This window comes from Paroceanicella profunda, from assembly GCF_005887635.2.
In the GTDB taxonomy this organism is placed as follows: Bacteria; Pseudomonadota; Alphaproteobacteria; order Rhodobacterales; family Rhodobacteraceae; genus Paroceanicella; species Paroceanicella profunda.
The window spans coordinates 1713463-1738418 of the sequence record NZ_CP040818.1 but is presented as its reverse complement, the minus strand read 5'-3'; the positions used below and the strand labels follow the sequence as shown (position 1 = coordinate 1738418).

The 24956-nt window shown below is 70.2% G+C and carries 24 protein-coding genes and 3 tRNA genes; 9 read left to right on the top strand and 18 right to left on the bottom strand.

Annotated features, from left to right (window positions below):
• Positions 1 to 99 precede the first annotated feature (99 nt).
• The 8 genes from FDP22_RS07825 to FDP22_RS07790 all read right to left on the bottom strand — a co-directional run bounded on the left by FDP22_RS07825 (position 100) and on the right by FDP22_RS07790 (position 7604).
• Positions 100 to 175, bottom strand: a tRNA-Glu gene (locus FDP22_RS07825).
• Between the two features lie 89 nt (positions 176 to 264).
• Positions 265 to 340 (bottom strand) — tRNA-Glu (locus FDP22_RS07820).
• Positions 341 to 402: 62 nt separating this feature from the next.
• On the bottom strand, positions 403 to 2211 hold the full coding sequence (recJ, locus tag FDP22_RS07815; RefSeq protein ID WP_138572248.1) for a single-stranded-DNA-specific exonuclease RecJ: 1809 nt from the start codon (positions 2209 to 2211) through the stop codon (positions 403 to 405).
• A 958-nt stretch (positions 2212 to 3169) separates the two neighbouring features.
• Positions 3170 to 4135 carry a class II fructose-bisphosphatase gene (glpX, locus tag FDP22_RS07810; RefSeq protein WP_138572249.1) on the bottom strand — a complete coding sequence of 322 codons (966 nt, stop codon included), beginning with the start codon at positions 4133 to 4135 and terminating at the stop codon, positions 3170 to 3172.
• Positions 4136 to 4264: 129 nt separating this feature from the next.
• Positions 4265 to 5563, bottom strand: a complete 1299-nt coding sequence (locus tag FDP22_RS07805) for a homoserine dehydrogenase (protein ID WP_138572250.1) — start codon at positions 5561 to 5563, stop codon at positions 4265 to 4267.
• On the bottom strand, positions 5556 to 5930 hold the full coding sequence (locus FDP22_RS07800; RefSeq protein WP_138572251.1) for a ribonuclease E inhibitor RraB: 375 nt from the start codon (positions 5928 to 5930) through the stop codon (positions 5556 to 5558). Before FDP22_RS07800 ends, FDP22_RS07805 begins: the two co-directional genes overlap by 8 nt.
• Positions 5927 to 7162: an LL-diaminopimelate aminotransferase gene (locus FDP22_RS07795; protein ID WP_138572252.1), complete on the bottom strand. Its 1236-nt coding sequence runs from the start codon at positions 7160 to 7162 to the stop codon at positions 5927 to 5929. The genes FDP22_RS07800 and FDP22_RS07795 overlap by 4 nt, the downstream gene beginning before the upstream one ends.
• Positions 7163 to 7262: 100 nt before the next feature.
• Entirely contained in the window at positions 7263 to 7604 is a 342-nt protein-coding gene (locus FDP22_RS07790) for a hypothetical protein (RefSeq protein WP_138572253.1), read from the bottom strand.
• 113 nt (positions 7605 to 7717) lie between these two features.
• On the opposite strand from FDP22_RS07790, the gene FDP22_RS07785 reads away from it, so the two are divergent.
• Positions 7718 to 9532 (top strand): PHA/PHB synthase family protein, encoded by a 1815-nt coding sequence (locus FDP22_RS07785; RefSeq protein ID WP_205910854.1) that lies wholly within the window; start codon positions 7718 to 7720, stop codon positions 9530 to 9532.
• 105 nt (positions 9533 to 9637) lie between these two features.
• On the opposite strand, the gene FDP22_RS25140 is transcribed toward FDP22_RS07785, so the two are convergent.
• Complete coding sequence (locus FDP22_RS25140; protein ID WP_277884149.1) at positions 9638 to 9760, bottom strand: ion channel; 123 nt, start codon at positions 9758 to 9760, stop codon at positions 9638 to 9640.
• A gap of 248 nt (positions 9761 to 10008) precedes the next feature.
• On the opposite strand from FDP22_RS25140, the gene FDP22_RS07775 reads away from it, so the two are divergent.
• From FDP22_RS07775 to FDP22_RS07745, 7 genes are all read left to right on the top strand, one after another.
• On the top strand, positions 10009 to 10959 hold the full coding sequence (locus tag FDP22_RS07775) for a class I SAM-dependent DNA methyltransferase (RefSeq protein WP_138572254.1): 951 nt from the start codon (positions 10009 to 10011) through the stop codon (positions 10957 to 10959).
• 65 nt (positions 10960 to 11024) lie between these two features.
• On the top strand, positions 11025 to 11630 hold the full coding sequence (locus tag FDP22_RS07770) for a TetR/AcrR family transcriptional regulator (protein ID WP_138572255.1): 606 nt from the start codon (positions 11025 to 11027) through the stop codon (positions 11628 to 11630).
• Between the two features lie 105 nt (positions 11631 to 11735).
• Positions 11736 to 11954 carry a translation initiation factor IF-1 gene (infA, locus tag FDP22_RS07765; protein WP_118133040.1) on the top strand — a complete coding sequence of 73 codons (219 nt, stop codon included), beginning with the start codon at positions 11736 to 11738 and terminating at the stop codon, positions 11952 to 11954.
• Between the two features lie 70 nt (positions 11955 to 12024).
• Positions 12025 to 12603 (top strand): Maf family protein, encoded by a 579-nt coding sequence (locus FDP22_RS07760; protein ID WP_138572256.1) that lies wholly within the window; start codon positions 12025 to 12027, stop codon positions 12601 to 12603.
• Entirely contained in the window at positions 12600 to 13652 is a 1053-nt protein-coding gene (locus FDP22_RS07755; protein WP_138572257.1) for a ribonuclease E/G, read from the top strand. Before FDP22_RS07760 ends, FDP22_RS07755 begins: the two co-directional genes overlap by 4 nt.
• Positions 13649 to 13831, top strand: coding sequence for a DNA gyrase inhibitor YacG (locus FDP22_RS07750; RefSeq protein WP_138572258.1), 183 nt, complete (start codon positions 13649 to 13651; stop codon positions 13829 to 13831). The genes FDP22_RS07755 and FDP22_RS07750 overlap by 4 nt, the downstream gene beginning before the upstream one ends.
• A 55-nt stretch (positions 13832 to 13886) precedes the next feature.
• A tRNA-Phe gene (locus FDP22_RS07745) sits at positions 13887 to 13962 on the top strand.
• Positions 13963 to 14069: 107 nt separating this feature from the next.
• Here the strand turns inward: FDP22_RS07745 and FDP22_RS07740 are convergent.
• The 3 genes from FDP22_RS07740 to FDP22_RS07730 all read right to left on the bottom strand — a co-directional run bounded on the left by FDP22_RS07740 (position 14070) and on the right by FDP22_RS07730 (position 16135).
• A complete protein-coding gene (locus tag FDP22_RS07740) occupies positions 14070 to 14588 on the bottom strand; it encodes a dienelactone hydrolase family protein (protein WP_138572259.1) in 519 nt (172 codons plus the stop codon).
• A gap of 51 nt (positions 14589 to 14639) precedes the next feature.
• Positions 14640 to 15071 (bottom strand): RidA family protein, encoded by a 432-nt coding sequence (locus tag FDP22_RS07735; protein WP_138572260.1) that lies wholly within the window; start codon positions 15069 to 15071, stop codon positions 14640 to 14642.
• Positions 15072 to 15259: 188 nt separating this feature from the next.
• A complete protein-coding gene (locus FDP22_RS07730) occupies positions 15260 to 16135 on the bottom strand; it encodes a DUF4396 domain-containing protein (protein WP_170317630.1) in 876 nt (291 codons plus the stop codon).
• 303 nt (positions 16136 to 16438) lie between these two features.
• Between FDP22_RS07730 and FDP22_RS07725 the strand changes: the two genes are divergently transcribed.
• Positions 16439 to 18034 carry a putative bifunctional diguanylate cyclase/phosphodiesterase gene (locus tag FDP22_RS07725; protein WP_138572261.1) on the top strand — a complete coding sequence of 532 codons (1596 nt, stop codon included), beginning with the start codon at positions 16439 to 16441 and terminating at the stop codon, positions 18032 to 18034.
• A 439-nt stretch (positions 18035 to 18473) separates the two neighbouring features.
• Here FDP22_RS07725 and FDP22_RS07720 read toward each other — a convergent pair whose 3' ends face one another.
• The 6 genes from FDP22_RS07720 to FDP22_RS07695 form a co-directional block, all read right to left on the bottom strand.
• Positions 18474 to 18923: a MarR family winged helix-turn-helix transcriptional regulator gene (locus FDP22_RS07720; protein ID WP_239031902.1), complete on the bottom strand. Its 450-nt coding sequence runs from the start codon at positions 18921 to 18923 to the stop codon at positions 18474 to 18476.
• A gap of 18 nt (positions 18924 to 18941) precedes the next feature.
• Positions 18942 to 19643, bottom strand: a complete 702-nt coding sequence (locus tag FDP22_RS07715) for an ABC transporter ATP-binding protein (RefSeq protein ID WP_138572262.1) — start codon at positions 19641 to 19643, stop codon at positions 18942 to 18944.
• On the bottom strand, positions 19636 to 20409 hold the full coding sequence (locus FDP22_RS07710) for an ABC transporter ATP-binding protein (RefSeq protein WP_138572263.1): 774 nt from the start codon (positions 20407 to 20409) through the stop codon (positions 19636 to 19638). The genes FDP22_RS07715 and FDP22_RS07710 overlap by 8 nt, the downstream gene beginning before the upstream one ends.
• Positions 20406 to 22268, bottom strand: coding sequence for an ABC transporter permease (locus FDP22_RS07705; protein WP_138572264.1), 1863 nt, complete (start codon positions 22266 to 22268; stop codon positions 20406 to 20408). Before FDP22_RS07705 ends, FDP22_RS07710 begins: the two co-directional genes overlap by 4 nt.
• A 325-nt stretch (positions 22269 to 22593) precedes the next feature.
• The gene (locus FDP22_RS07700) at positions 22594 to 23793 is read right to left on the bottom strand and encodes an ABC transporter substrate-binding protein (RefSeq protein WP_138572265.1); all 1200 of its coding nucleotides are present in this window, start codon (positions 23791 to 23793) and stop codon (positions 22594 to 22596) included.
• Between the two features lie 63 nt (positions 23794 to 23856).
• Positions 23857 to 24924, bottom strand: coding sequence for an aromatic ring-hydroxylating dioxygenase subunit alpha (locus FDP22_RS07695; RefSeq protein WP_138572266.1), 1068 nt, complete (start codon positions 24922 to 24924; stop codon positions 23857 to 23859).
• Between the last annotated feature and the right edge of the window lie 32 nt (positions 24925 to 24956).

Below are 24956 nucleotides of genomic sequence, written 5' to 3'. Positions count from 1 at the left end.
ATACCGTGAATATGTCACGGGACATCGCCACGGGGCGCTGTCAACCGGATGAAGAGGGGGGAGACATTCCGGCACGGGCCGTGGCCCTGCGGGAAGATTTGGTACGCCCTACGGGGTTCGAACCCGTGTTGCCGCCGTGAGAGGGCGGTGTCCTAGACCACTAGACGAAGGGCGCCCGGGGTGTGGGCGGGTATTTAGTCGGTACCGGAGGCGGGCGCAAGCGGAAAAGTTAACCTTAACCGCATGTTTCCGTTGCCGGGAAGGTGGTACGCCCTACGGGGTTCGAACCCGTGTTGCCGCCGTGAAAGGGCGGTGTCCTAGACCACTAGACGAAGGGCGCCCGGTGTGTGGACGGGTGTTTAGACGCTCGCGCAGGACCGTGCAAGCAGAAATTTGGTCCGTTCAGAGGATTGCGTCGTCATCGGCCGGGGCGGCGTCCTCCACCCGGAGTTTTGCCCGGCGCCGGCCGTTCCAGTCATCGATCTCGAGCCGTCCGGCAAGGTGAACCGAGCGCCCGGCGTGATCGAGCAGGAAAGGGCCGAGGGGGGTGTCGAGCGCGCGGAAGGCGATGCCGTCCAGCCGGCCGCCATTGAGATCGGTGCAGGTGATCTGGACATGGGTCTCCCCGGCCTGGCGGGCCCGGGACAGGCGCACCCCCGCCAGGGCGAATCGCGGGGCGGGGGCGGAAGCGCCGTAGGGGCCGGCGCGTTCGAGGGTTTCCAGCAGGTCCACCGTGGCGCCGGAGGGCGAGATCACGCCATCGACGGTGAGATCGGCGGGGCCGCCCTGCCCCGCGCCCTGCCGGGCGAGCAGCGCGCCGAGCCGATCCATCGCCGCCTCCACCCCGTCCGGATCCACGGTGAGGCCGGCGGCCATGCGGTGTCCGCCGCCCTTGACCAGCAACCCCTCGGCGGCCAGCCGGGCGATGGCGGCGCCCAGGTCCACCCCGGTGACCGAGCGGCCGGAGCCCTTGCCCTCGCCCAGGGCGCGGTCGATGCCGATGACCACGGCGGGGCGGCCGAAGGCCTCCTTCAGGCGCGAGGCGACGATGCCGACCACGCCCGGGTGCCAGCCCTCGCCGGCCGCCCAGACCAGCGGGCCGTCGGCGCCGCGCGCCGCCGCCTGTGCGGTGGCGGCCACCAGCACGCCGGCCTCGATCTCCTGCCGGGCGCGGTTGAGCTCCTCCAGCCGTTCGGCGATGGCGGAGGCCTCGGCGGGGTCGGTGGTGCAGAGCAGGCGGGCGCCGAGGGCGGCGTCGCCCACCCGGCCGCCGGCGTTGATGCGCGGTCCCAGCAGGAAGCCGAGGTGGTAGGACGTGGGTGCGCTCGCCATGCGCGCCACGTCGCAGAGCGCCGCGAGGCCCGGGTTCCGGCGCTGGCTCATCACCTTCAGCCCCTGGCGCACCAGCGCCCGGTTGAACCCGATGAGCGGGGCGACATCCGCCACCGTGGCCAGCGCCACGATGTCGAGCAGCGCCATGAGGTCCGGCCCGGCGCGCCCGCGCGCGCGCAGCACCCGGTTCGCGGCGACGAGCAGCAGGAACACCACCCCGGCGGCGCAGAGGTGGCCGAGGCTGCCGTCCTCGTCCTGCCGGTTCGGGTTCACCACGGCGTCGGCGTCCGGCAGGGTTTCGCCGGCGAGGTGGTGGTCGAGGACCATCACCTTGGCCCCCGCGGCCCGGGCGGCGGCGATCGGCCCGTGCGAGAGCGTGCCGCAGTCGACGCAGATGACCATGTCATGGGCCCGCGCCAGGCGCTCCATGGCGGGCACGTTGGGGCCGTAGCCCTCGTCGATCCGGTCCGGGATGTAGATCGTCGCCGCGATGCCGAAGCCCGCGAGCCAGCGGAACAGCAGCGCGGACGAGGACGCCCCGTCGACATCGTAATCCCCGAAGACCGCCACGCGCGCGCCGCCCAGCGCGGCCTCCACCAGCAGTTCCGCCGCGCGGTCCATGTCGCGCAGTGTGGAGGGGTCGGGCGTGAGGTCGCGCAGGGAGGGGGCGAGGAAGGCCTCGGCCTCCAGCGCCGGCACGCCCCGCGCGGCCAGGATGCGGCACACCGGGTCCGGCAGCCCGGTGGCCTGGAACAGCGCCAGCGCCTGCCGGTCCCGCTCCAGCCCCGGAGCCACCCAGCGGCGCCCGGTGATCGAGGCGGCGACGCCGAGCAGCGGTGCCGGCTCCGTCGCGCCTGAAAGTGCCGCTTCGCCCGCCATCGCCCGTCCCCCTCGTGCTGCCTGTCCGTCGCGCCCTTCCGACCACGCGCGGGCCCCCCGGTCAAGCCCTGCCCCCGCCACGGCCGCCGGAGCCGCAAGGGGAAACGCCGGACCGGGGCATCGAACCCCGGCCCGGCGTGTCGCCGCGTGCCGCGTCTCCGGCCCCCGGCGCCCCGCGCCGCGCTGACCGTAATCGCGGGACAGGCCCCCCGGGGACGGAGCCACCCGCCCCGGCCCACGGCCGGCCGGCGGCTGGCAGGTGGTGGGGATCACGCCACGCCAGTCCTCCGGGCGCCGATGAACGGTGGTGCAGAACATCAGCGCCGGCGCTCCGACAGGCCTGCGCTGAGGAGAGGGGGCCGCGAAGCGAAGCGGAGAGGAGAGGAGAGGAGAGGGAATGGGAGACGGAGACGGAGACGGAGACGGAGACGGAGACGGAGACGGAGACGGAGACGGAGACGGAGACGGAGACGGAGACGGAGACGGAGACGGAGACGGAGACGCAAAGGATCAGGGGCGGGCCACCGGTTGCAACCAGTCTCGCGCGCCGGGAGCGTGTGCCGTCATGCCCGGCACGCGTCGTGGCAAGCATCTCGACCCGGCCAGCCCCGAAGCTGGCCACCCCACGCCACGACCCGGTCTCGCGTCGGCCCTGCGACGGGACCGGATGGCCTCTCGCCCGCCGCCGATCCCGATCCGCAACCGGGCCGCGCGCCCTCACCGCCGGGCAAGGCGTCGCGGCCGGGGCCGGGCGCCCGGAGCCGCAAGGCGACGCGCCGGAAGGGGGCTCGATGCCCCCGCCCGGCGTTCCCCTGTCAGGTGCCGCAACGGCGCCGGCCGCGCGGCAGGGCTGGCCCGGCCGGCTTGCAGTGCGGAAGGGGGCCGACACGAAAACACCCGGCGGGGGCCCGCCGGGTGTGAGGGTCTGTCGCTTGCCGGCGGAGCGCCGGCACCGGAGTTACTGGTTGCGCTGGCGGTAGAACAGGCGGCGCACGGAGCCGGTCTTGGAGCGCATCAGGATGGTCTCGGTCTCCAGGTACTCGCCGTCGCGGCGCGCGCCGGAGACCACGGAGCCGTTGGTCACGCCGGTGGCGGCGAAGATCACGTCCTGGGTCACCATCTCGTCGCGCGAGTAGATCTTGTCGAGATCGGTGATGCCGGCCTTGGCGGCCCGGCCGCGCTCGTCGTCGTTGCGGAACAGCAGCCGGCCCTGGATCTGGCCGCCCATGCACTTGAGCGCGGAGGCGGCGAGAACGCCCTCAGGCGCGCCGCCGGAGCCCATGTACATGTCGATGCCGGTCTTGGCGGCTTCGGCGCAGTGGATCACGCCGGCCACATCACCGTCGGTGATCAGGCGGATGCGCGCGCCGGTGGCCCGGATCTCGCGGATCAGCTCCTCGTGGCGCGGGCGCTCCAGCACGCAGCAGGTGATGTCGGACAGCGAGGTGCCCTTCGCCTTCGCCAGCGCCTGGATGCGCTCGGTCGGGGTCATGTCGAGGTCGACGACGCCCTCCGCATAGCCCGGCCCGATGGCCAGCTTGTCCATGTAGACGTCCGGTGCATGCAGCATCGAGCCGCGCGGCCCCATGGCGATGACCGCCAGCGCGTTCGGCATGTCCTTCGCGGTGAGGGTGGTGCCCTCCAGCGGGTCGAGCGCGATGTCCACGCCGGGGCCGTTGCCCGAGCCCACTTCCTCGCCGATGTAGAGCATCGGCGCCTCGTCGCGCTCGCCCTCGCCGATCACCACCACGCCCTTGATGTCGAGCAGGTTCAGCTGGGTGCGCATGGCGTCCACGGCCGCCTGGTCCGCGGCCTTCTCGTCGCCCATGCCGATCAGCTTGGCCGAGGCGATGGCCGCTGCCTCGGACACGCGCGCAAGCCCCAGGGAGAGCATGCGGTCCGCGAAAATCTCGTTATCCGCCATGGATGAAATCCTTTCTGTGCCGGATCCCGGGCAGGACATCTGCCTCCGGTCCCCGTATTCGTGTCACCTGCAACCCCTGTCGTCATGGGCGATCAACAGGGTTCGCGCAAGAAAAACCTGCCAGCGCGCTCAGAGCGTTTCGATGCGCAGTGCGACCGGCGCGGCAAGCGAGACCTCGAGCCCGTCGATCTCCGTCAGCGCGCTCTGCATCCGCGCCGTGTCGGCGGGGTGGGTGACGATGACCACCGGCGCGCCGGGGCCCTCGTGGCCATATTGCCGCATCATGTTGATGGAGATCTCGTGGCCGCCCAGCACCGTGGCCACCCGGGCCAGCATGCCCGGCGCGTCGCGCAGCAGGATGCGGATGTACCAGGCCGCCGCCGTCCCGCCGGAGGAGCGCGCCGCCGGCTTCAGCGAAGCCGCGGGCTGGCCGAAGGCCGGAACGTTCAGGCCGCGCGCGATGTCGATCAGGTCGCCCAGGATGGCGGAGGCGGTCGGCCCCTCGCCCGCACCGGGGCCCTGCAGGGTGACGCCCTTGATGAAATCGCCCTCGATGACCACCGCGTTCGTCACCCCGTCGAGCTGGCCGACGGGCGAGCTGAGCGGCACCAGGCAGGGCTGCATGCGCTGCTCCAGCCCGTCGGCGTTCATGCGCGCCACGCCCAGCAGCTTGATGCGGTAGCCCATGTCGGCGGCCTGCTCGATGTCCGGCAGGGTGATGCGCTCGATGCCCTCGATGGCCACGCCGTCGAAATCCACCTTCGTGCCGAAGGCGAGGGCGGAGAGCAGGGCGAGCTTGTGCGCCGCGTCGATGCCGCCCACGTCGAAGCTCGGGTCGGCCTCCGCATAGCCCAGGCGCTGCGCGTCGGCCAGCACGTCGGCATAATCGGCGCCGGTCTTCTCCATCTCGGTGAGGATGTAGTTGCAGGTGCCGTTCATCACGCCCATCACGCGGGTGATGCCGTTGCCGGCCAGCCCCTCGCCCAGCGCCTTGATCACCGGGATGCCGCCGGCCACCGCCGCCTCGTAGCGCAGCGCCACGCCGGCGGCCTCGGCGGCCTCGGCCAGCGCCTGGCCGTGGCGGGCGAGCAGCGCCTTGTTCGCGGTCACCACATGCTTGCCGGCGGCGATGGCGGCCTGCGTGCCGGCCTTGGCCGGGCCGTTCTCGCCGCCCATCACCTCGACGAACACGTCCACGTCCGCGCGCCGCGCCAGCGCCACCGCGTCATCCTCCCAGGCATAGGCCGAGAGGTCGACACCGCGGTCCTTCGCCCGCGAGCGGGCGGAGACGGCGACGATCGAAAGCGGGCGCCCGGCGCGCGCGGCGATCAGCTCCGCATGGGTCTGGACCATCTTCACGACCCCGGCACCCACGGTGCCGAGCCCGGCCAGGCCTATGCGGAGCGGTCGTTTCGCGGGGTCACTCATCGTCGGCGTCATCCTCGTCGCTGTCGTCATTGGGGTCCCAGAAGCCCCAGCCGTCGGGCGCGAAGCCGCGAGCCAGGGCGATCTTCGTGGTGCGCTCCTCATGCACCCAGATGTCCTCGATGGTGAAGGGCACGCCCTCGACGGTGGCCTCCACCGTGTCGTCTTCCTCGTAGCGGTTCACGTCATAGCCGAACGAGGACAGCGCCTTCATGAAGGCCTCCTCGTCGCTGTCGGTCTCGGCCGGCAGGAACTGCAGGTCGAGGGTGATGACGGTGCCGGGCGCGATGCCCGCCTCCTTCTTCAGCTCGGCATAGGTGAATTCGGTGTCGCGCCGCTGTTCGGCCCAGTCCCAGGTCTCGTCGCTCATCTGCCGCTCTCCAGCTGGCTGTACCGGGCGAGGATCTCGCCGGCGTTCTGCATCACTTTCTTCACACCGCGCGCCGCCTGGCGGATGCGGTGCTCGTTCTCCACGAGGCCGAGGCGCACGTAGCCCTCGCCGTACTCGCCGAAGCCCACCCCCGGCGCCACGGCCACGGAGGCCTCGCGCAGGAGGATCTTCGAGAATTCCATCGAGCCCAGCGCCGCGAAGGGCTCGGGCACCGGCGCCCAGCAGAACATGGTCGCGGCGGGCGAGGGGATCGCCCATCCGGCCTGCTCCATGGCGCGCACCATCACGTCGCGCCGCGCACGGTAGGTGTCGCGGATCTCCGCGATGCAATCCTCCGGCCCGTTCAGCGCCGCGGCGGCGGCCACCTGCACCGGGGTGAAGGCCCCGTAGTCCAGATACGACTTGATGCGCGTGAGCGCGTCGATCAACCGCCGGTTCCCCACCGCGAAGCCCATGCGCCAGCCCGGCATGGAGAAGGTCTTGGACAGCGAGGTGAATTCCACCGCCACGTCGCGCGCGCCGGGCACCTGCAGGATGGAGGGCGGCGGCACGCCGTCGAAGTAGATCTCGGCATAGGCGAGGTCGGAGAGCACCCAGAGGTGGTGCTTCTTCGCGAAGGCGATCAGCTCGGCGTAGAAATCGAGGTCGCAGACCTGCGCCGTGGGGTTCGACGGGAAGCTCACCACCACCGCCACCGGGGCGGGCACCGAGTGCTTCACCGCCTGGGCGAGCGAGCGCATGTAGGCCTCGGGGTCGAAGCGCCCGTCATGCAGCGCGGAGACATGGCGCAGCGTGCCGCCCGCGATCATGAACCCGTAAGGATGGATCGGATAGGAGGGGTTGGGCACCAGCATCACGTCGCCGGGTGCGGTGATGGCCATGGCGAGGTTGGCGAGCCCTTCCTTGGAGCCGAGCGTGGCGATCACCTCGGTCTCCGGGTCCAGCTCCACGCCGAAGCGGCGGGCGTAGTAGCCGGCCTGGGCGCGGCGCAGGCCCGGGATACCCTTGGAGGAGGAATAGCGGTGGGTGCGCGGGCGGCGCACCGTCTCCACCAACTTCTCCACGATGTGGGGCGGGGTGTCCATGTCCGGGTTGCCCATGCCGAAGTCGATGATGTCGGCGCCGGACGCACGGAATTCGGCCTTCAGCCGGTTCACCTCGGCGAAGACGTAGGGGGGCAGACGCTTGATGCGGTAGAATTCCTCGGACATCGGTCGACTCTGGCGCAGCTGCGGGCTCTGGTGCGGGCTTATAGGGCGCTTGCGCCGCGAAAGACAGATGCTTTGCGCGGGCCGGGCGGCGGGGCCGCGATCAGCGGCCCTTGCCCAGCCGGGCCAGATCGGCCGGGCTCAGCACCGGGGCGGAGAGCGCCTCCGCCCGGGCCCGCATCGCCTGCGCCTCGGCGGAAAGGTCGGTGATCAGCGCCTGGCCCTGCGCCGGGTCCGGCACCTGGGCGGTGAAGGTGCCCGCCGCCGGCGGCTCGGGGATATCCACCAGCCGGGGCCAGGGCGCGTCGCGCACCGTGTCGGATTCCACGAGATCGTAATCGCCGAGCTCCGGCCCCAGCGTGCCGCAGCCCGCCAGCAGCACGCAGGCCGCGGCCATGCGGCAAAACGCGCCGGCCGTCCGTGGTGTGGTCACTTCAAATTTCATCTGCATCTCTGGCATGAATTTGTCTCGGCCGGCATTTGGCGCATCCGCCTTCCCGTGCCATACTTGGGGCATTGAGCACAAGCGCGGGCTGAACCGCGAGAGGAGGAACCGCCATGACATCGAAGGGCTTCGTTTCCGAAGAATACTCGGAACAGGCGGAAGCGGCACAGGTTTTTGCCCACAACATGGCGCTGGTGGCTGAACAGTCGCAACAGGTCTGGAGCCGGTTCCTCGACGCCAAGCTGCGCGACAGCCGCCCCGTTCACGGCGACCCGCTCAACACCCTGCCCGCCTTCAACGAACTGGGCCAGGCCTGGCTGCACAACCCCGAGAAGCTGGCCGAGCAGACGCTGGAGCTGTGGAACGCCCAGCTGGAGCTGTGGCGCCGCATCACCCTGCGCTTCATGGGCGGGGAAGACCGCGGGCCCATGGCCAGCCCCGCGCGGGGCGACCGGCGGTTCCGCCATGAGGACTGGTCGCAGAACGTGCTGTTCGACTACCTCAAGCAATCCTACCTGCTCACCTCCACCTACATCCAGGACGCCGTCGCCTCCGCCGCGATCGAGGATGACCGGGACCGGCGCAAGGTGGCCTTCTACACCCGCCAGTTCGTGGAGGCGATGAACCCGGCGAACTTCTACGCCACCAACCCCGAGGTGCTGCACGCCACCATGCAGGAGAAGGGCGAGAACCTGGTGCGCGGCATGAAGATGATGCTGGAGGACTTGGAGCGCGGCCGCGGCAACCTGCTCATCCGCCAGACCGACATGACCGCCTTCGCCGTGGGCCGCAACATGGCGATGACCCCGGGCAAGGTGATCTTCGAGAACCACCTGTTCCAGCTCATCCAGTACGCGCCGGTGACCGAGAAGGTGCATGCCACGCCGCTGCTGATCCTCCCGCCCTGGATCAACAAGTTCTACATCCTCGACCTCAACGAGCAGAAGAGCCTGGTGCGCTGGCTGGTGGCGCAGGGCCACACGGTGTTCATGGTGTCCTGGGTGAACCCGGACGAGCGCCAGAAGGACGAGACCTGGGCCACCTACATGTTCGACGGCGCCTCCACCGCCATCGACAAGGTGCTGGAGGAGACCGGCCAGAAGGCGCTCAACCTCACCTCCTACTGCATCGGCGGCACGCTGGCCGGCGGCATGCTGGCCTATTTCGCCAAGGTGAAGGACCGGCGGGTGAAATCCGCCACCTTCTTCACCGCCCAGCTCGACTTCGAGGACGCGGGCGAGCTGCAGGTGTTCGTGGACGACCAGACCATCGCCGTGGTCGACGAGCAGATGGACAAGGGCTACCTGCCCGCCGAGGCCATGGCCCAGGCCTTCAACATGCTGCGCGCCTCCGACCTGATCTGGGGCTACGTGGTGAACAACTACCTGCTGGGAAAGGACCCCTTCCCCTTCGACCTGCTCTACTGGAACTCCGACAGCACCCGCATGGCCGCGAAGGTGCATCACTTCTACCTGGACCATTTCTACAACCGCAACGCGCTGGTGGCGGGGGACCTGCAGGTGGGCGGCAAGAGCGTCACCCTCGCGGACATCGACGTGCCGGTCTACCACATCGCGGCGAAGGAGGATCACATCGCCCCGGCGGAATCGATCTACCGCGGCGCGCGGCTGATGACCGGGGCGAAAGTGCGCTTCGTGCTCTCCGGTTCCGGGCACATCGCCGGGGTGGTGAACCCGCCGGAGATGAACAAGTACCAGTTCTGGACCAACGAGGACATGAGCGCGCCGGACGTGGAGCACTGGCTGAACGGCGCCACGGAGACCCCCGGTTCCTGGTGGCCGGACTGGGACGCCTGGCTGGCGAAGCACTCGCGCTCGAAGGTCGCGGCGCGCGACCCCGGCGCCGTGCTCGGCACCATCGAGGACGCCCCGGGCCGCTACGTCACCGTGCGCTCGGACGGAAGCTGAACCGGGCGGGCCGCGGCAGCAACGGCCGGCGTCGGCAAGGCGCGGCGGGAGCGGACGGCGTCAGCCCGGCGGCCCGTCCTTTCCCTTGCGGGTGCGGCTCAGCCCCTAGGAGAAGGCCCCGGCGAGAATGCCGGTCGGAATCGCGATGATCCCGATCCCGGTGAGCGCCGTGACCGCGGCGAACAGCCGGCCCGGAACCGTCACCGGAACCACGTCCCCGTAGCCCACGGTGGTCAGCGTGGCGACGGACCACCACAGCGCCCGCGGGATGGACCCGAAGGCCTCCGGCTGTCCTGTGCCCTGCGCCGCCCCCCAACGGCGCGGCCCGCGCCGCCCCGGCGGCGACTGCCGGATTGACAGCGCCCGGCCGGCTGCTCTAATGCGCCGCGACCCACCCGAAACGCACGGGTGCGACGTGTCGCCCGCCGCGTGGCCGGTTCCCGGCAAATGAGCGGGCTCTTTTGGAAAGACCCCAGATGGCGGGCACTGCCTTCCCCTCCGGCGATCCCCATGCGGACCGCCGTGCCTCCTATGCCGAAGGCCTCGCCGATGCGGGCGACATCCCGGCCGCGATCGAGGTGCTGTGCGGCGCGCTCGAGCTGGCGCCCGGCTGGGCCGCCGGCTGGTTCCGCCTCGGCGAGCTGCACGAGACCGCCGGAGACACCGACGCCGCCGCCCGGGCCTGGGACCGCGCGGTGGCCGCCGATCCCGCCGATGTGCTCGGCGCCGGGCTGAAGCGCGACCTGGCGCGGAAGGTGCCGGTGGCCGAGGCCATGCCCCCCGCCTTCGTGGAGCTCCTGTTCGACCAGTACGCCGCGGGCTTCGAGCGCGCCCTGGTCGGCAAGCTGGGCTACCGGGGCCCGCAGATCCTCACCGCCGATCTCGACCGCGCCGGCCTGCACCGGGCGGCGCGCGCGCTCGACCTGGGCTGCGGCACCGGGCTGATGGGGCAGGCGCTGCGCCCGCGCTGCGACTGGCTGGGCGGCTACGACATCTCCGACCGCATGCTGGCGGAGGCCCGCCGCAAGGGCGTCTACGACCTGCTGGAGAAGCGCGACATCTCCGGCCTCGCGCTCTCGCCCGCGCGCTACGACCTCATCGTGGCGGCGGATGTGTTCATCTACCTCGGCGCGCTGGAACGGATCATCGCCTGGTGCGCGGGCTCGCTGGAGCCCTCCGGCGCGCTGGCCTTCACCCTGGAACTGGGCAGCCAGCCGGTGGAACTGCGCGAGAGCCGGCGCTTCGCCCATTCGCGCGACTACGTGAGCGGCCTGCTGGCCGACGCCGGCTTCACCGCGCTCAGCCTCACGGAGTGCGTGCTGCGCGCCGACCGGGGCGCGGAGGTCGCCGGCCTGAGCGTGGTCGCCGGCGCGCCGGGCACCCGCCGCGACCGCCAGGGCGACGGCGCGGCGGAGGTCTGCGCCTGAGACCGCCGCCCCTTCCAACTGAACGGCTGGTCATTTACCCTGACCGGGAGAGCGGCGGGGGCAGGATGGGGCGCAGGAGCGGATCGAAGGGGGCGAGCACCGCCGAGGCGGTGCAGGCAGCGGCGCGCCGGCTGATCGCGCAGCGCGGTTTCGCGGCCGTGTCGATGCGCGACATCGCCGCCGAGGTGGGCGTCCAGGCCGGCACCATCTATCTCTACACCCCCGACAAGCAGAGCCTGCTGCTGGCGCTGATGCGTGACCATCTCCTCGCCCTGCTGGCCGCCTGGGAGGCCGAGGCCGCCCTCGCGGAGGCGGAGACCGCCCCGCAGGCGCTGGAGCGGTTCGTGCGCTTCCACGTCGGCTACCACATCTCCCGGCCGGACGAGGTGTTCATCGCCTACATGGAACTGCGCAACCTCACGGAGGCGAATTTCGCCGAGGTCGAGGCCCTGCGAGACGGCTACGAGAGCGCCCTGCGCGGCCTCCTCGCCCGGGGCGTGGCCGAGGGGCAGTTCACCCTGCCGGACCTGCGCTTGACCGCCCGGGCCATCATTGCCATGCTGACGGGCGTGACCACCTGGTATCGCGCCGGGGGGCGGCTGTCGCCCGCCCAGGTTGCCGACCATTATGCCGACCTCGTCCGCCGCATGACCCATGCGGCGACACCCTAGGTATTCTCCCTTGCATTTCCCCGGATTTGCCCCCATGTTTCGCGCGGCGTGGGGTCCCGGTCATCCGGGAGCCCTGCCTATCCATTGAAGCCACTCGGAGAAATCATGGCCAAGGAAGAGATGCTCGAATTCCCCGGTGTCGTGACCGAGCTGTTGCCGAACGCGACCTTCCGGGTGACGCTCGACAACGGCCATGAGATCATAGCACACACCGCAGGCAAGATGCGCAAGAACCGGATCCGGGTTCTGGCGGGGGACAAGGTTCAGGTCGAGATGACCCCCTATGACCTCACCAAGGGGCGGATCACCTACCGCTTCAAGTAAGACACGCCGCGGGCGGCCGCACGCCCGCCGACGCGTGCGCCCCCGTCGGTTCCGCCCGCAGGGAGGCAGCATGCGACTGATTCTCGGCTCCGCCTCGCCCCGACGGCTGGAGCTTCTCGCCCAGGCCGGGATCACTCCCGACGCCGTACGCCCCGCCGACATCGACGAGACCCCGGCGAAGGGCGAACTTCCCCGACCCTATGCCGAACGCCTTGCCCGCGAGAAGGCCGCCGCCGTGCTGGCGGGGGCGCCGGAGGGCTGTCTCGTGCTCTGCGCCGACACGATCGTCGCCCTCGGGCGCCGCATTCTGGGCAAGCCCCGCGATGCGGCGGAGGCGGCGCAGTTCCTCTACCTGCTCTCCGGGCGGCGCCACCGGGTGATCACCGCGGTCGCCCTCGCCGGCCCGCGCCTGTGGACCCGCACGGTGGAGACCACCGTCCAGGTCAAGCGCCTGTCCGACGCGGAGATTTCCGCCTACATCCGCTCGGGCGACTGGCAGGGCAAGGCCGGGGGCTACGGCATCCAGGGCCGCGCGCAGGCCTTCATTCCCGCCATCAACGGCAGCTACAGCAACGTCGTCGGCCTGCCCCTGTGCGAAACGGTGAACCTGCTCACCGGCGCCGGCGTCCTCACGGAGGAAACCGCATGAAGGGTCGGGTCATCGTCACCGACGAGATCGACGGCCGCGGCCATGCCGCGCTGCTGGTCGACGGCCGCCTCGAGGACCTGCTGGTCGACCCGGCGGAGGACGACACCGCCCCGCGCCCCGGCGCGATCTACTGGGGCCGCGTCACCCGCAAGTCGCAGAACGCCGGCGGCGTGTTCGTCGATCTCGGCGGCGCCGAGGGGCTGGTGCGCGAATCGCCCGGCCTGCGCCCGGGCGACACGGTGCTCGCCCAGGTCACCAGCCATGCCGAGGCCGGCAAGGCCGTGCCGATGAGCGCACGCGTGCTCTACAAGGGCCGCTACGCCATCCTCTCGCCCACCGCGCCGGGGGTGAACGTCGCCCGCCGCATCCGCGACCCGCAGGAGCGCAACCGCCTCGCCGCCGTCGCCGCCGAGGCGCTGGGAGAGGACGAGACCGGCGCCATCATCCGCTCCGCTTCCGAGGGCGTGGCCGCCGAGGCCATCGCCGAGGACATCGCCGCGCTCTCCGAGCTGCGCGCCGCCGCGGAGGCCGCCGTCGACGGCGCGCCCTGCCTCGCCGTCGACGCGCCCGGCGCCATCGTCGAGGCCTGGCGCGACTGGTCGGATCCGGACCCGGACGCGGTCTGGCAGGACGAGGACAGCCGCGAGGGCCATTTCGAGCATTTCGGCATCTGGGAGGCGATCGACGCCCTGCGCCGCCCGCGCGTTGACCTGCCCGGCGGCGGCCACATGTATGTGGAGGCCACCCGCGCCCTCGTGGCCGTCGACGTGAACACCGGGAAGGACTTCTCTCCCGCCGCCTGCCTGAAGGCCAACCTCGCCGCGATTCGCGAACTGCCCCGGCAGCTGCGCCTGCGCGGCTTCGGCGGGCAGGTGACCGTGGACCTCGCCCCGCTGGCCAAGAAGGAGCGGGTGCAACTGGAAACCGCGCTGCGCGCGGCGCTGAAGGCGGATGCGATCGAGACCAGCTTCGCCGGCTGGACCCCGCTCGGAAACCTCGAACTCCAGCGCAAGCGCGAAAGGCGCCCGATCACGGAGCTTCTGGCATGAGTTGCCCGATCTGCGCGCGGCCGACCGAACCGGCCTACCGCCCCTTCTGCTCGAAACGCTGCGCCGATGTCGATCTCGGCCGCTGGCTGCAGGGGTCCTATTCCATCCCCGCCGAGGAGGAAGAGGCCCCTGACGATCTCGACGAAGAGACCGGCGAAAACACCGTCAGAAGGCACTAGACACTGCCGTTTGGCTGGTCTAAACACCGCTCCACCGAGGCGCTCGCGCCTCCCCGCCCGGGTAGCTCAGTTGGTAGAGCAGCGGATTGAAAATCCGCGTGTCGGTGGTTCGAATCCGCCCCCGGGCACCATCCCCTCCCCTGTCAGATGTCAGTCCGCGCCGGCCTTGCCTGTCGCGGGCGCTCCTGCGTGGCGCGGGAGGCCGGATGCGGCACGGTGCCGGGCCGCCTCTCGACCGTCAGCGACCTATCCTCTCCGCGATCACCGCCCGGGTTGCCCTGGCCGCCTCGGACGCGGGGTCGAGATAGTAAGCGTGCCCGACAGCGTCGAATATCGTGGCCTCGCCCGGCACCGCGGACAGCCATTCGGCGGATGGCTTCCCATGGTCACCTGCGCCGAAGAACACGTGATTTGGCGTTGAAATCGCGCCCTCCTCCCGCAAGCGCGTGGAGGAGACGCAGAATATCGCCTCGAAGGGAAGTCCCGCCGCAGCGGCACGCCAGATCGCGGTTCCCCCCGCGCTGTAGCCGATCCCGATCCTGCAGCCCTCCACCTTTCGCCTGAGGGCATGCACGACTTCCCCCATGCCGCCCTCCTGAAAGAGATGGCGGTGCAGGGCTTCGCCGGACAGGTCCGGCCGTCCGCACAGACCGCTCAGGGAAAGCCGCATCACCCCCGGCAGGGGGTGCAGCCCGCTGGCGATGCATGCCCCGGGGCCGGGGCGGTCGTGGATGTCCGTGACGACGCAGATCTTCATCCGCGGACAGTAGATCAGCCGTGATCGGGTTTGAACCTGCCGTCCGGTCCTTCAGGGCGCAGGCGGCAGCCCTGTCGGCGTCGCGGGCTGCTGCACCGGCATGGCCGCGACGACCTTGATCTCCGCGAGGAGGCCGGGGTGGGCAAGCTCGGAGACCCCGATGCAGGTCCAGGCACATGTCCCGCGGGGAAAGACACGATCCTTCACCTTGCGAAAGAGCTCCAGGTGCTGGCGCAGGCCGACATGGTAGGTTGTCATCTCCACGACGTCCTCGAACCGGCAACCGGCTTCCGACAAGACGCTGGCCAGGTTGTCCCAGCACTTCTCGAACTGCGCTTCCGGATCCTCGATGACGGTCATGCCGGCATCGCGCCCGACCTGGCCCGCGCAGAAGACAAGGCCGCCGACGCGCACCGCTGGAGCATACCCTGCCCGCTCCAGGACAGACTGCATTTCCATCGGCACGATGATGTCACGTTCCATGGCTGATCCTTTCACTCACCGCCGGGGATGATTGCTGACAGAATTGCCGGCCGAACGCGAGCCTTCGTCCCGTCCGCTTCACGGGACATCGGCAGGCGGTGTCCGGAAGGTCCGGATTGCGCCCGGCATGGCCGGCGCCATGGCTCGCGTCACGAGAACCGTTCCCCGGCCGGCTGCGCGGGCATCGCTCACATGCGTTCCTTCACGCCGCTGCGGATCAGCCACCAGTTCACCGGGAAGGCGGTGGCGAAGCCCGCCAGCATCGCGATCTGCATGGCGAACCAGAACTCCGGCGTCGCCGCATCCACCCCGCCGCCGGTGAGCGCCGGGAACAGCGCGAAATGCGCAATGGCCATGAAGCCGTACATGCCCACCTGCCAGGAGACGAGAGACGCCGCATCCGCCTTCAGCGCCGCCTTCAGCCCGGCCGCCGGCCCGAGCCCGCGCATCGGCGCGATGGCGAAATACTGGAAGATGATGCCCAGCACGAAGGCGAACACGAAATCGAGCCCCCAGACCGCGTAGATCCGCGTGGCGAACAGCCCCGGATAGCCGAACAGCGCCAGCACCCCCGGCGCGAGCAGCGCAAGCGTCTCCGCCAGTATGTCGCCCAGCGTGCAGCCCGCACCGCAATGCAGCGTGCCCTTCGCCACGGCCACCGCGAAGGGTGGCCCCTGCCGGCCCGGCTCCGCCATGTCCCCGCCCTGCGCCGTCTGCGGCCCGCCGCGTTCGTGGAAGCCGTGCGCCATGTGCATCCCGCCTTCTCCCTGAAAGCCGTGAGCGGCGTGCAGTCCGCCAGTCCCGTGGGAACCATGCGCCGCCTGAAGCCCGCCGCCTTCATGAGAGCCGTGAGCAGCGTGCATCCCGCCATGGCTGTCATGGGCATGCCGGCGGTAGAACCACACCAGCAGCGGCCCGCCGAACAGCGCGCACAGCGGCCAGACGAAGGCCATCACCCGCATGTGCACCGGGTGGCGCCGCAGGTCGCGCGCCACCCAGGCCGCGCTCAACACGCCGACGGCAAGGGCGAACCAGGAGAGAGCGGTGAGCCAGGCCGGGGTCATGCGGGGAGCTCCCGTCCGGCTGTCGGGAACACGGAAAGCCGAGGAGGGACCATGATGTCTCCTTTCGGGTCGGGTCAGCGATGGAAGGTCTCGCGGGGCGCCGTGAGGCCCTGCGCGCACGGAATGGCCCCCGACGGCGCGGGGACGTCACCCGCCAACGCGTCACGCTGCCGCAGGGTTCCGCGCGGCATTAACGATCGGGAAGACATTCCCCGCTAGATCTGAACCTCTTCGACAGGCAAGCTCCACCGGCCTGTCACGCGGAAGACAGCCGGCCAGAGCCAGCACTATGAAACCAGGACGATGACAGCGCACTTGCGGAACCCGACCAAACGGGCTGTTGCCCGGCTGACCGGGCGATGGAGGCCATACCTGATCATCGCGATCATCGCGTTTGCGGTTCAGGCGCTGCTGGTCTCGCTGGATTCCTTCGAGTGGTTCTTCACCTTCAGCAGGGACCATGAGACCCTGGAGCTGGACGAGATCTTCACCGTGTTCATCGTGCTCAGCCTTGCGCTGATCGCGGTGCTGGTGCTGCGCACAGGCGAATTGCGCCACGAGATCCGCAGGCGGCAGATGGCGGAGACGCATGCCGGGGTGCTGGCCCGGTTCGATTCCCTCACCGGCGTGCCGAACCGCCGCCTCTACCACGAGGAACTGGCCGCGCGCATCGGCCGGGCCCGCACCGTCGGCGCCGGCTTCTCCGCCCTGCTGCTGGACCTGGACCGGTTCAAGACCGTGAACGACACCTACGGCCATGCCACCGGGGACCTGCTGCTGCAGACCGTCAGCGACCGGCTGAGGGCGAACCTGCGGCCGGAGGATTTCCTCGCCCGCCTGGGGGGGGACGAGTTCGCCGTGCTGATGGATCACGGCGCCACCGGCACCGAGCCCGTCCTGCGCGTGGCACAGCGCATCCTCGCCTCGGTCGACCAGCCCTTCAGCCTCGGCGCCGTCGAAACCAGGGTGAGCGTGAGCATCGGCATCGCCGGCTTTACCGGCGACGCCGAGGATGCCGAGACCCTCATGCAGCGCGCGGATCTCGCGATGTATCAGGCCAAGTCCGCCGGGCGGAACACCTATGCCGTGTTCGACCCGGCGCTGGACAGCACCCTGCGGGCCCGGATCTCGCTGGAGGCGGAGTTGCGCCTTGCCCTGCGGGTGGGCGGCATCCGGCCGCACTATCAGCCGCTCTACGACCTCGCGACCGGCCGACTCACCGGGTTCGAGGCGCTCGCGCGCTGGGAGCATCCGGAGCGCGGGCTCCTGCAGGCGGAGACCTTCGTCCCCATCGCCGAGGATGCCGGCCTGCTGCCGGAGATCTTTCCCGTCATCCTGGCCCACGTGGTGCGGGACGCGCGGCTCTGGCCGCCGGACCTGTCCATCGCCATCAACACCTCGCCCAGCCAGCTGCGCGACCGGGACTTCGCGCGCCGGGTGCTGAACGTGCTCGGCGACGCCGGTTTCCCGCCCGCGCGGCTGGAGATCGAGATCACCGAAACCGCGCTGGTCAATGATCTCGACGCGGCGCGCGACATCATGATCACCCTGAAGGAGGCCGGCGTCCGCGTGTCGCTGGACGATTTCGGCACCGGCTATTCCAGCCTGCGCCACCTGCGCGAACTGCCCTTCGACAAGATCAAGATCGACCGCTCCTTCGTCCACCGCCTCGACCACGGCGAGGACAGCGAGAAGATCGTGCGCTCGATGATCCAGCTTTCGCAGGCCCTCGGCCTGATCAGCGTCGCCGAGGGGATCGAGACCGACGGCGAGGCCGACTGGCTGCGCGCCCAGGGCTGCGACATGGGCCAGGGCTTCCTGTTCTCCCAGGCCCTCCCGGCCAGTGAAGCCACCGACCTGCTCGCTGCGCTGCGCTCCCCGCTCATCGTGCCCACCTGACCGGGCACGCCCAGCGCCGCGGGCGCGCCATGCCTGCCGGTCCGGCCGTCAGCGCCCCCTGCCCCGCCCGCCAGGCAAGCAGCGACGCGCCAGCCTGACAAGCGAGCGGCGGCGCGCCGGGCCGACAGGCCGGGCACGCCCAGCGATGCGGGCGCCGCCATGCCCGCCGGACCGGCCGTCAGCACCCCCCGCCCACCGGGCAAGCAGCGGCGCGCCGGGCCGACGGGAAGGCCGCACCCCGCGCCCCGGCCCGACAGGGAGGCACCGCCGGGACCTCCCTGCATCGGAGGGCCCGGCCTATTCCGATTCCAGCGCCCACCGGTTCGCGTCACCGAGCCGGCGACCGCACCGGCAACGCCCCGCCCCGGAAGGCCCGGCGCCCGCCGGTCCGCCTCGCCGACACGGGGACCGCGCCGGGTGCGGCCGGCGCCGGGGGGGGTCACTGGATCTTGGCCAGCAGCCGGACGAGGGTGCGTTGCTCCGCGGCAGTGAGGGCCGAGAGCGTGTCGGCGGTCACCTCATGGGCGATCATCACCGAGGCCTCGAACACCTCCCAGCCCGCATCGGTGAGCGAGACGAGATGCCGGCGCCGGTCATCCGGGTCCGGCCGGGTGGTGAGCAGCCCGCGCGCGATCAGCCGGTCGACCACGCCCTTCGTGGTCGCCCCGTCCATCGCGACAGACCGCCCGAGCTGGTTCTGCGACACCGACCCCACCTCCGACAGCCGGTACATCACCGAAAACTGGGTGGGGGTGAGGCCGGTCGCCATCTTCTCGGTGAAGATCACCGTGTTGCGCTGCCAGGCCTTGCGCAGAAGGAAGCCCACCTGGTCATCGAGCACGTAGCCGTGGTCGAGCCGCCGGGCATCCTGCGTGGTGTCTTCGGTCACATCATCCGTCCCGTGCCATTACACTGAAAGGTACGCATCCCGGATCTCGGGGTGATTTTCAAGCTCGGCGAAGCTGCCGTCGAACTTCTTCTCCCCACCCTCGATGATCACCGCCCGGTCGGCCACCGCGCGGGCGAAATGCAGGTTCTGCTCGGAGATGATCACCGTCAGCCCCTCGTCCTTGAAGCGCAGGATGGTGCGGGCCATCTGCTCCACGATCACCGGGGCGATGCCCTCGGAGGGCTCGTCGAGCAGCAGGAGCCCGGGGTTGCCCATCAGGGTGCGGGCGATGGTGAGCATCTGCTGCTCGCCGCCCGACATAGCCTTGCCCCGGTTGTGCCGGCGTTCGGAGAGGTTGGGAAACAGCTCGAACAGCGCCTCCACGGTCCAGAAGGGCGTGCCCTCGCGCCGGGCCTGCCGGCCCACCTCGAGGTTCTCCAGGATGGTGAGATCGGTGAAGATGCGCCGCTCCTCGGGCACATAGCCCAGCCCGCGCCGCGCCACCCGGTGCGCCGGCCAGCCGGTGATGTCCTCGCCGCCGAAGCGCACCCGCCCCTGCCGGGGGCGGACGAGCTGCATCACCGATTTCATCGTCGTGGTCTTGCCCGCGCCGTTGCGGCCCAGCAGCGCCACCACCTCTCCCCGGCCCACGCTGAAGCTCAGCCCGTTGAGGATATGCGCCTTGCCGTAGAACGAATGGATGCCCTCCACCTCAAGCATGGGCGCCCTCCTGTGCGAAAAGGGTGCCGCCGCCGAGATAGACCTCCTGCACGCGGGCATTGGCGCGCACCTGCGCCGCCGTGCCGTCGGCGATCAGCTCGCCCCGGTTCAGCACCATGATGTGATGGGAATGGGCGAAGACCACGTCCATGTCGTGCTCGGTGAAGAGCACGGATATGCCGCGCTCGGCCACGATATCGGCGGTGAGCTGCATGAGCGCGATGCGCTCGCGCGGGGCCATGCCGGCGGTGGGCTCGTCCATCAGGAGCAGGCGCGGCTCATGCGCCAGCGCGATGGCCAGCTCCAGCCGCTTCAGGTCGCCATAGGCGAGGATGGCGCAGGCACGGTTCGCCTGGTCCTCCATGCCCACCAGCGCCAGCAGGGCCAGCGCCTCGTCGCGGTACATGAGGTGCGCGCGCGGCAGGAAGGCGTAGATCTTCCGGTGATGGCTGATCAGCGCCATCTGCACGTTCTCCGCCACGGTCATGCTCTGGTAGGTGCCGGTGATCTGGAAGGTGCGGCCCACCCCGCGGCGCCAGACGTCGCGTGGGGAGTGGCCGGTGATGTCCTGCCCGTCGAGGCTCACGCGGCCGGAGCTGGGCTTCAGCTGGCCCATGAGCATGTTGAAACAGGTGCTCTTGCCGGCGCCGTTCGGCCCGATCAGCGCCTTCAGCTCGCCCGCGCGCACCTCGAAGCTCACGTCCGAGACCGCCTTCACCCCGCCGAAGCTCTTGGCCAGGTGCTCGACCTTCAGGATGACGCTCATCGCGTGCCCTCCTCTTCCTTGACCAGGCCCAGCCGCTCGCCCGCACGGCGCGCGGTGCCCACGATGCCCTCCGGCGCCACGATGACCACGCCGATGATGACGAGGCCCAGCACCAGCCGCCAGTATTCCAGCCGGGTCAGCCAGTCCTTCACGCTCTCGAAGAAGGCCCCGCCCACCACGGCGCCGGAGAGGGTCTTCACCCCGCCCAGGAACACCACGATCAGCGCGTCGAAGCTCTTGGCGATCTCGAGCTCGTTGGGGAAGATCGAGCCCTTGGAGAACACGAACAGCCCGCCCGCCAGCCCGGCCATCATGCCGGCGAAGGCGAAGGCCACCCATTGCACCCGGCGCACGTCGATGCCGGTGGCCTCGGCCTGGCGGGCGCTGTCGCGCGTGGCGCGCAGCGCGTAGCCGAAGGGCGAATGCGTGACATGGCGCAGGAACACGATGCCGCCCAGCCCCACCAGCAGGGTGAAGAGGTAATAGGCCGTGGTGTCCGACAGCCAGGCCGCCGGCCAGATGTTCACCAGCCCGTCGTCGCCCCCGGTCACGTCGCCCCACTGGAAGACGAGCGACCAGATGAGCTGGCTGAAGGCGAGCGTGAGCATGGCGAAATAGACGCCCGAGAGCCGGATGCAGAACCAGCCCACCAGGATGGCGATCAGCCCCGCGCCCAGCGGCGCGAGCAGGAAGGCCAGTTCCATCGGCGTGTTCGCATAGGTGACCGCGAGCGCCGAGACATAGGCGCCGCCGCCGAAGAACATCGCGTGGCCGAAGCTCACCAGCCCGCCGGTGGCGAGGATGAACTGCAGCGAGGCGGCGAAGAGGCAGAAGATCACGATATCGGTGACCAGCACCTGCGCGAAGGGCGAGCCGTAGAGCGGCAGCAGCGCCAGCACCAGCACGATGGCGGCGAAGAACAGCCGCCCCGGCAGGCGGAACGGGCGGATCGGCCGCTCCGGCTCGCCGACCTGCCCGTGCTCGCCGGCCACTTCCTCGCGCCCCAGCAGGCCGAAGGGCCGCACGGTGAGCACGATGGCCATCACCACGAACATCAGCACCAACGTGCTGGACGGCAGGTAGGCCACGCCGAAGACGTTGAGCACCGAGATCAGCACCGCGGCGATGAAGGCGCCGGGCAGCGAGCCCATGCCGCCGATCACCACCACCACGAAGACCGCCGAGATGATGTTGAAATCCATCAGCAGGTTGGCACCGCCCTTGGGCAGCTGGATGGCGCCGCCGAGGCCGGCCAGCGCCGAGCCGAGGAAGAAGACGCCGGTGAAGAGCCAGGACTGGTTCACCCCCAGCGCGCCCACCATCTCGCGGTCCTGGGTGGCGGCGCGCACCAGCACGCCCAGCCGGGTCTTGGTGATCAGCCACCACAGGCCGAGCAGCACGAAGGGCGTGATGCCGATGAGCGCGAGATCGTAGAGCGGCACCGGCTCGCCCAGGATGCGGATCACGCCGCGCAGGCCGGGCGCGCGGGGGCCGAGCTGGTCCTCCGCGCCCCAGGTCATCAGCGTGAGGTCCTGGATCACCAGGATGACACCGAAGGTGGCGACGAGCTGGAACAGCTCCGGCGCGCGGTAGATCGGCCGCAGCACCAGAATCTCCACCACCACGCCGATCAGCCCCACGGCGATGCCGGCGAGCAGGATGGAGCCCCAGAAGCCCACGTGGCCCGGCAGGACGTTCATCAGCGTGAGCCCGATGTAGGCGCCGAGCATGTAGAACGACCCGTGGGCGAAATTCACGATGCGGGTGACGCCGAAGATCAGCGAGAGGCCGGAGGCCACCAGAAACAACGCCGCCGCATTGGCGAGCCCGGTCAGGAGCTGCGCAATCAGAAGTCCCATATCAACCCGATGCCAGAAGGGTGGGCAGGGGCCGGCCCGGAGCGTCGGGCCGGCCGGAGGAATGGTTTCGCGCGCGAAGCGCTGGGGCCCCCGGCCCCGTCGCGGACCGGGACCACCGGCAGCAGGCATGAGCCCCGGTCGCGGGCCTCAAGCACGGGCCGGGCACATGCGCCGCAGGGCCTGCGGGCTGTCCCGGACGCCACGTCCGGAGCGCGATCCCGAAAGGCGGCTGGTTCAGCCGCCCGGAACCTTCGCGCCCGGGCCGGCCGGCGCCGTTCGCGCCCCCCTGCCCCCGGTGACGGGGACCGGGCGGGGCGCTTCGGGGTCACTCGGCCGGGCGCATGGCCTTGATCTCGTCGTCGCTGGGCATGTAGGGCTCGGGCGAGCGATACTCCCAGTCCACCATCACGCCATGGCCGTCCTTCAGCGCGGTGGTGCCGACATAGGCGCCCATCGTCGACTGGTGGTCCAGCCCGCGATAGGTGATCTCGCCCAGCGGCGTCTCCACCTTCAGGTCCTTGAAGGCGGCGAGCAGGGCGGGCGTGTCGGTGGCGCCGGCCCTGGTGATGGCGGCGGCGATGCTCTGCGCGGTCATGTAGCCGACCAGCGAGCCGATCTTCGGAGTTTCGCCCGTCGCGGCCTGGTAGGCGTCCACGAAGTCCTTGCCCGGGCCGTCCGGCAGGTCATACCAGGGATAGCCGGTCACGACCCAGCCCTCGGGCGCCTCGTCGCCCAGCGGGTCGAGGTATTCCGGCTCGCCGGTCAGCAGGCCGTAGACCTGGCGGCCGTCGAACACGCCGCGGGTGGTGCCCTCCCGCACGAACTTGGCGAGGTCGGAGCCGAAGGTGACGTTGTAGATCGCGTCGGGCTTGGCGGATTCGATGGCCTGCACCTCGGCGCCGGCGTCGATCTTGAACAGGGCCGGCCACTGTTCGGTGACGAATTCCACCTCCGGCTTCAGCTTCTTCAGCGCCGCCTTGAAGGCCTCCACGGCATCGGTGCCATAGGCGTAGTTCGGCGCGATGGTGGCGTAGCGCACGGCATCGGTCTTCGCGGCCTCCTCGGCCAGCATCGCGGCCTGAACCCAGGTCGAGGTGCGCAGGCGGAAGGTGTAGGGGTTGCCCGCCTTCCACACCAGCGAATCCGCCAGCGGCTCGGCGGCGAGGTAGATGAAGCCCTTCTCCGCGGCAAGCGAGGAGATCGCCAGCCCGACGTTGGACAGGATGGATCCCGTGACCATCACCGCGCCGTCGCGGGTCATCAGCTCGTTGGCGATCTTCACCGCGTCGCCGGGCTGGCCGTCATCGTCGCGGAAGATGAACTCCAGCGGCTTGCCCAGCACGCCGCCCGCGTCGTTGATCTCCTTGAGCGCCAGCTCGATGCCCATCTTGTAGGGCCCGGCGAAGGCGGCCATGCGCTTGTAATGGTTGATCTCGCCGATCTTGATCGCATCCTGGGCGAAGCTCGCGCCGCTGAGCGCGAGCACCGCGGCAGCGGCCGTGGCGAGGGTCCGTATCGGGTTCATGAGGCTCTCCTGTTGGGTTCCGGTTCGGGCCGTTTGCCGGCCGCTGATCTGGTTCTTGGACTGTCAGTCGTGATACACGAAGGCCGGCGTCGGATCCGACGCGACATCGTGGGTGCGTTCCCTCTCCAGAAGCTCGCTGATCCGCTTGCGGTAGACCATCGGGCCCTTGTCGATGGCGATGCGGATCGGCCGGCGCTTCTGCGGCCGGCTCTCCTCCTCCTGCACGGCCTCGAGGATCGCCTTGTCCTCGGCGAAGGCCTTGCGGAACATCACGTCCATCTGCGCCGCGGCGGTCTCGTCGCCCAGCGCGGTGTTGCGCAGGTGCATCCAGCGGTCGATGGTGTGGGTGGGCGTGACGGGGGTCATGAAATGCAGCGCGAAGATGCGCACGCCGCGGTTCCGCTCCTTCTCGGGGATCGCGTCCTCCGCCGGGGCGGAGCCGAAGTCGATCACCGCCGTGCAGGGCGTGTAGAGATAGTAGTAGTGCCAGCGGTCCACGTTGCCGGTGAAGCCGCCGAAACTCTTGAAGAAGCCGATGGGCTCCGCGTCGCGGATCCAGCGCCAGGCCACGATGGCCTTGCCCTCGGTCACCACATGCACCGGCACGTTCTCGGAGGCCGAGTTGCCCAGCGTGGTGGGGTGCACGAAGCTCACATGCGCCGGGTCCACCAGGTTTTCCGCCACGTTGAGGTAGTTGGACTTCAGGTGCAGCGCGTCGCCCTGGTGGGCCTCCCAGGCGGGGTCGGTGAACTCCGGCATGTCGAACACGTCCTCGGGGTCCGCCTTCTCCGCGTCGCCCATCCAGATCCAGACGATGTCGTGCTTCTCCACGATCGGGTAGGCCTCGACATAGGCGGAGGCCGGCAGGTTCGACTGGCCGGGCACGCGCACGCATTTGCCCGAACAGTCGAAGGTGAGGCCGTGGTAGCCGCATTGCACCGTGTCGCCGATGCGCTTGCCCTGGCTGAGCGGCAGCAGGCGGTGGGGGCAGCGGTCTTCCAGTGCGGCCACCGCGCCGTCGGACTTGCGGAACATCACCACATGGTCACCCAGGATGGTGAAGCGCCTGAGCTCCTCGTCGAACTCCGACGACCAGCCGGCCACGTACCAGGCGTTTCTCACGAATTCCATGCCTTGCCTCCTCTGCTGGGTCTCAGGGTCGC

Coding starts and splice junctions, on each gene's coding strand:
- recJ (WP_138572248.1), bottom strand. CDS start 2,211: ATGGCGGGCGAAGCGGCACTTTCAGGCGCGACGGAGCCGGCACCGCTG.
- FDP22_RS07805 (WP_138572250.1), bottom strand. CDS start 5,563: ATGAGTGACCCCGCGAAACGACCGCTCCGCATAGGCCTGGCCGGGCTC.
- FDP22_RS07775 (WP_138572254.1), top strand. CDS start 10,009: ATGGCGGGCACTGCCTTCCCCTCCGGCGATCCCCATGCGGACCGCCGT.
- FDP22_RS07705 (WP_138572264.1), bottom strand. CDS start 22,268: ATGGGACTTCTGATTGCGCAGCTCCTGACCGGGCTCGCCAATGCGGCG.
- FDP22_RS07710 (WP_138572263.1), bottom strand. CDS start 20,409: ATGAGCGTCATCCTGAAGGTCGAGCACCTGGCCAAGAGCTTCGGCGGG.
- FDP22_RS07760 (WP_138572256.1), top strand. CDS start 12,025: ATGCGACTGATTCTCGGCTCCGCCTCGCCCCGACGGCTGGAGCTTCTC.
- FDP22_RS07740 (WP_138572259.1), bottom strand. CDS start 14,588: ATGAAGATCTGCGTCGTCACGGACATCCACGACCGCCCCGGCCCCGGG.
- FDP22_RS07785 (WP_205910854.1), top strand. CDS start 7,718: ATGACATCGAAGGGCTTCGTTTCCGAAGAATACTCGGAACAGGCGGAA.
- FDP22_RS07735 (WP_138572260.1), bottom strand. CDS start 15,071: ATGGAACGTGACATCATCGTGCCGATGGAAATGCAGTCTGTCCTGGAG.
- FDP22_RS07800 (WP_138572251.1), bottom strand. CDS start 5,930: ATGAGCGACGAGACCTGGGACTGGGCCGAACAGCGGCGCGACACCGAA.
- FDP22_RS07770 (WP_138572255.1), top strand. CDS start 11,025: ATGGGGCGCAGGAGCGGATCGAAGGGGGCGAGCACCGCCGAGGCGGTG.
- glpX (WP_138572249.1), bottom strand. CDS start 4,135: ATGGCGGATAACGAGATTTTCGCGGACCGCATGCTCTCCCTGGGGCTT.
- FDP22_RS07695 (WP_138572266.1), bottom strand. CDS start 24,924: ATGGAATTCGTGAGAAACGCCTGGTACGTGGCCGGCTGGTCGTCGGAG.
- FDP22_RS07700 (WP_138572265.1), bottom strand. CDS start 23,793: ATGAACCCGATACGGACCCTCGCCACGGCCGCTGCCGCGGTGCTCGCG.
- FDP22_RS07725 (WP_138572261.1), top strand. CDS start 16,439: ATGACAGCGCACTTGCGGAACCCGACCAAACGGGCTGTTGCCCGGCTG.
- FDP22_RS07790 (WP_138572253.1), bottom strand. CDS start 7,604: ATGAAATTTGAAGTGACCACACCACGGACGGCCGGCGCGTTTTGCCGC.
- FDP22_RS07750 (WP_138572258.1), top strand. CDS start 13,649: ATGAGTTGCCCGATCTGCGCGCGGCCGACCGAACCGGCCTACCGCCCC.
- infA (WP_118133040.1), top strand. CDS start 11,736: ATGGCCAAGGAAGAGATGCTCGAATTCCCCGGTGTCGTGACCGAGCTG.
- FDP22_RS07715 (WP_138572262.1), bottom strand. CDS start 19,643: ATGCTTGAGGTGGAGGGCATCCATTCGTTCTACGGCAAGGCGCATATC.
- FDP22_RS07795 (WP_138572252.1), bottom strand. CDS start 7,162: ATGTCCGAGGAATTCTACCGCATCAAGCGTCTGCCCCCCTACGTCTTC.
- FDP22_RS07730 (WP_170317630.1), bottom strand. CDS start 16,135: ATGACCCCGGCCTGGCTCACCGCTCTCTCCTGGTTCGCCCTTGCCGTC.
- FDP22_RS07755 (WP_138572257.1), top strand. CDS start 12,600: ATGAAGGGTCGGGTCATCGTCACCGACGAGATCGACGGCCGCGGCCAT.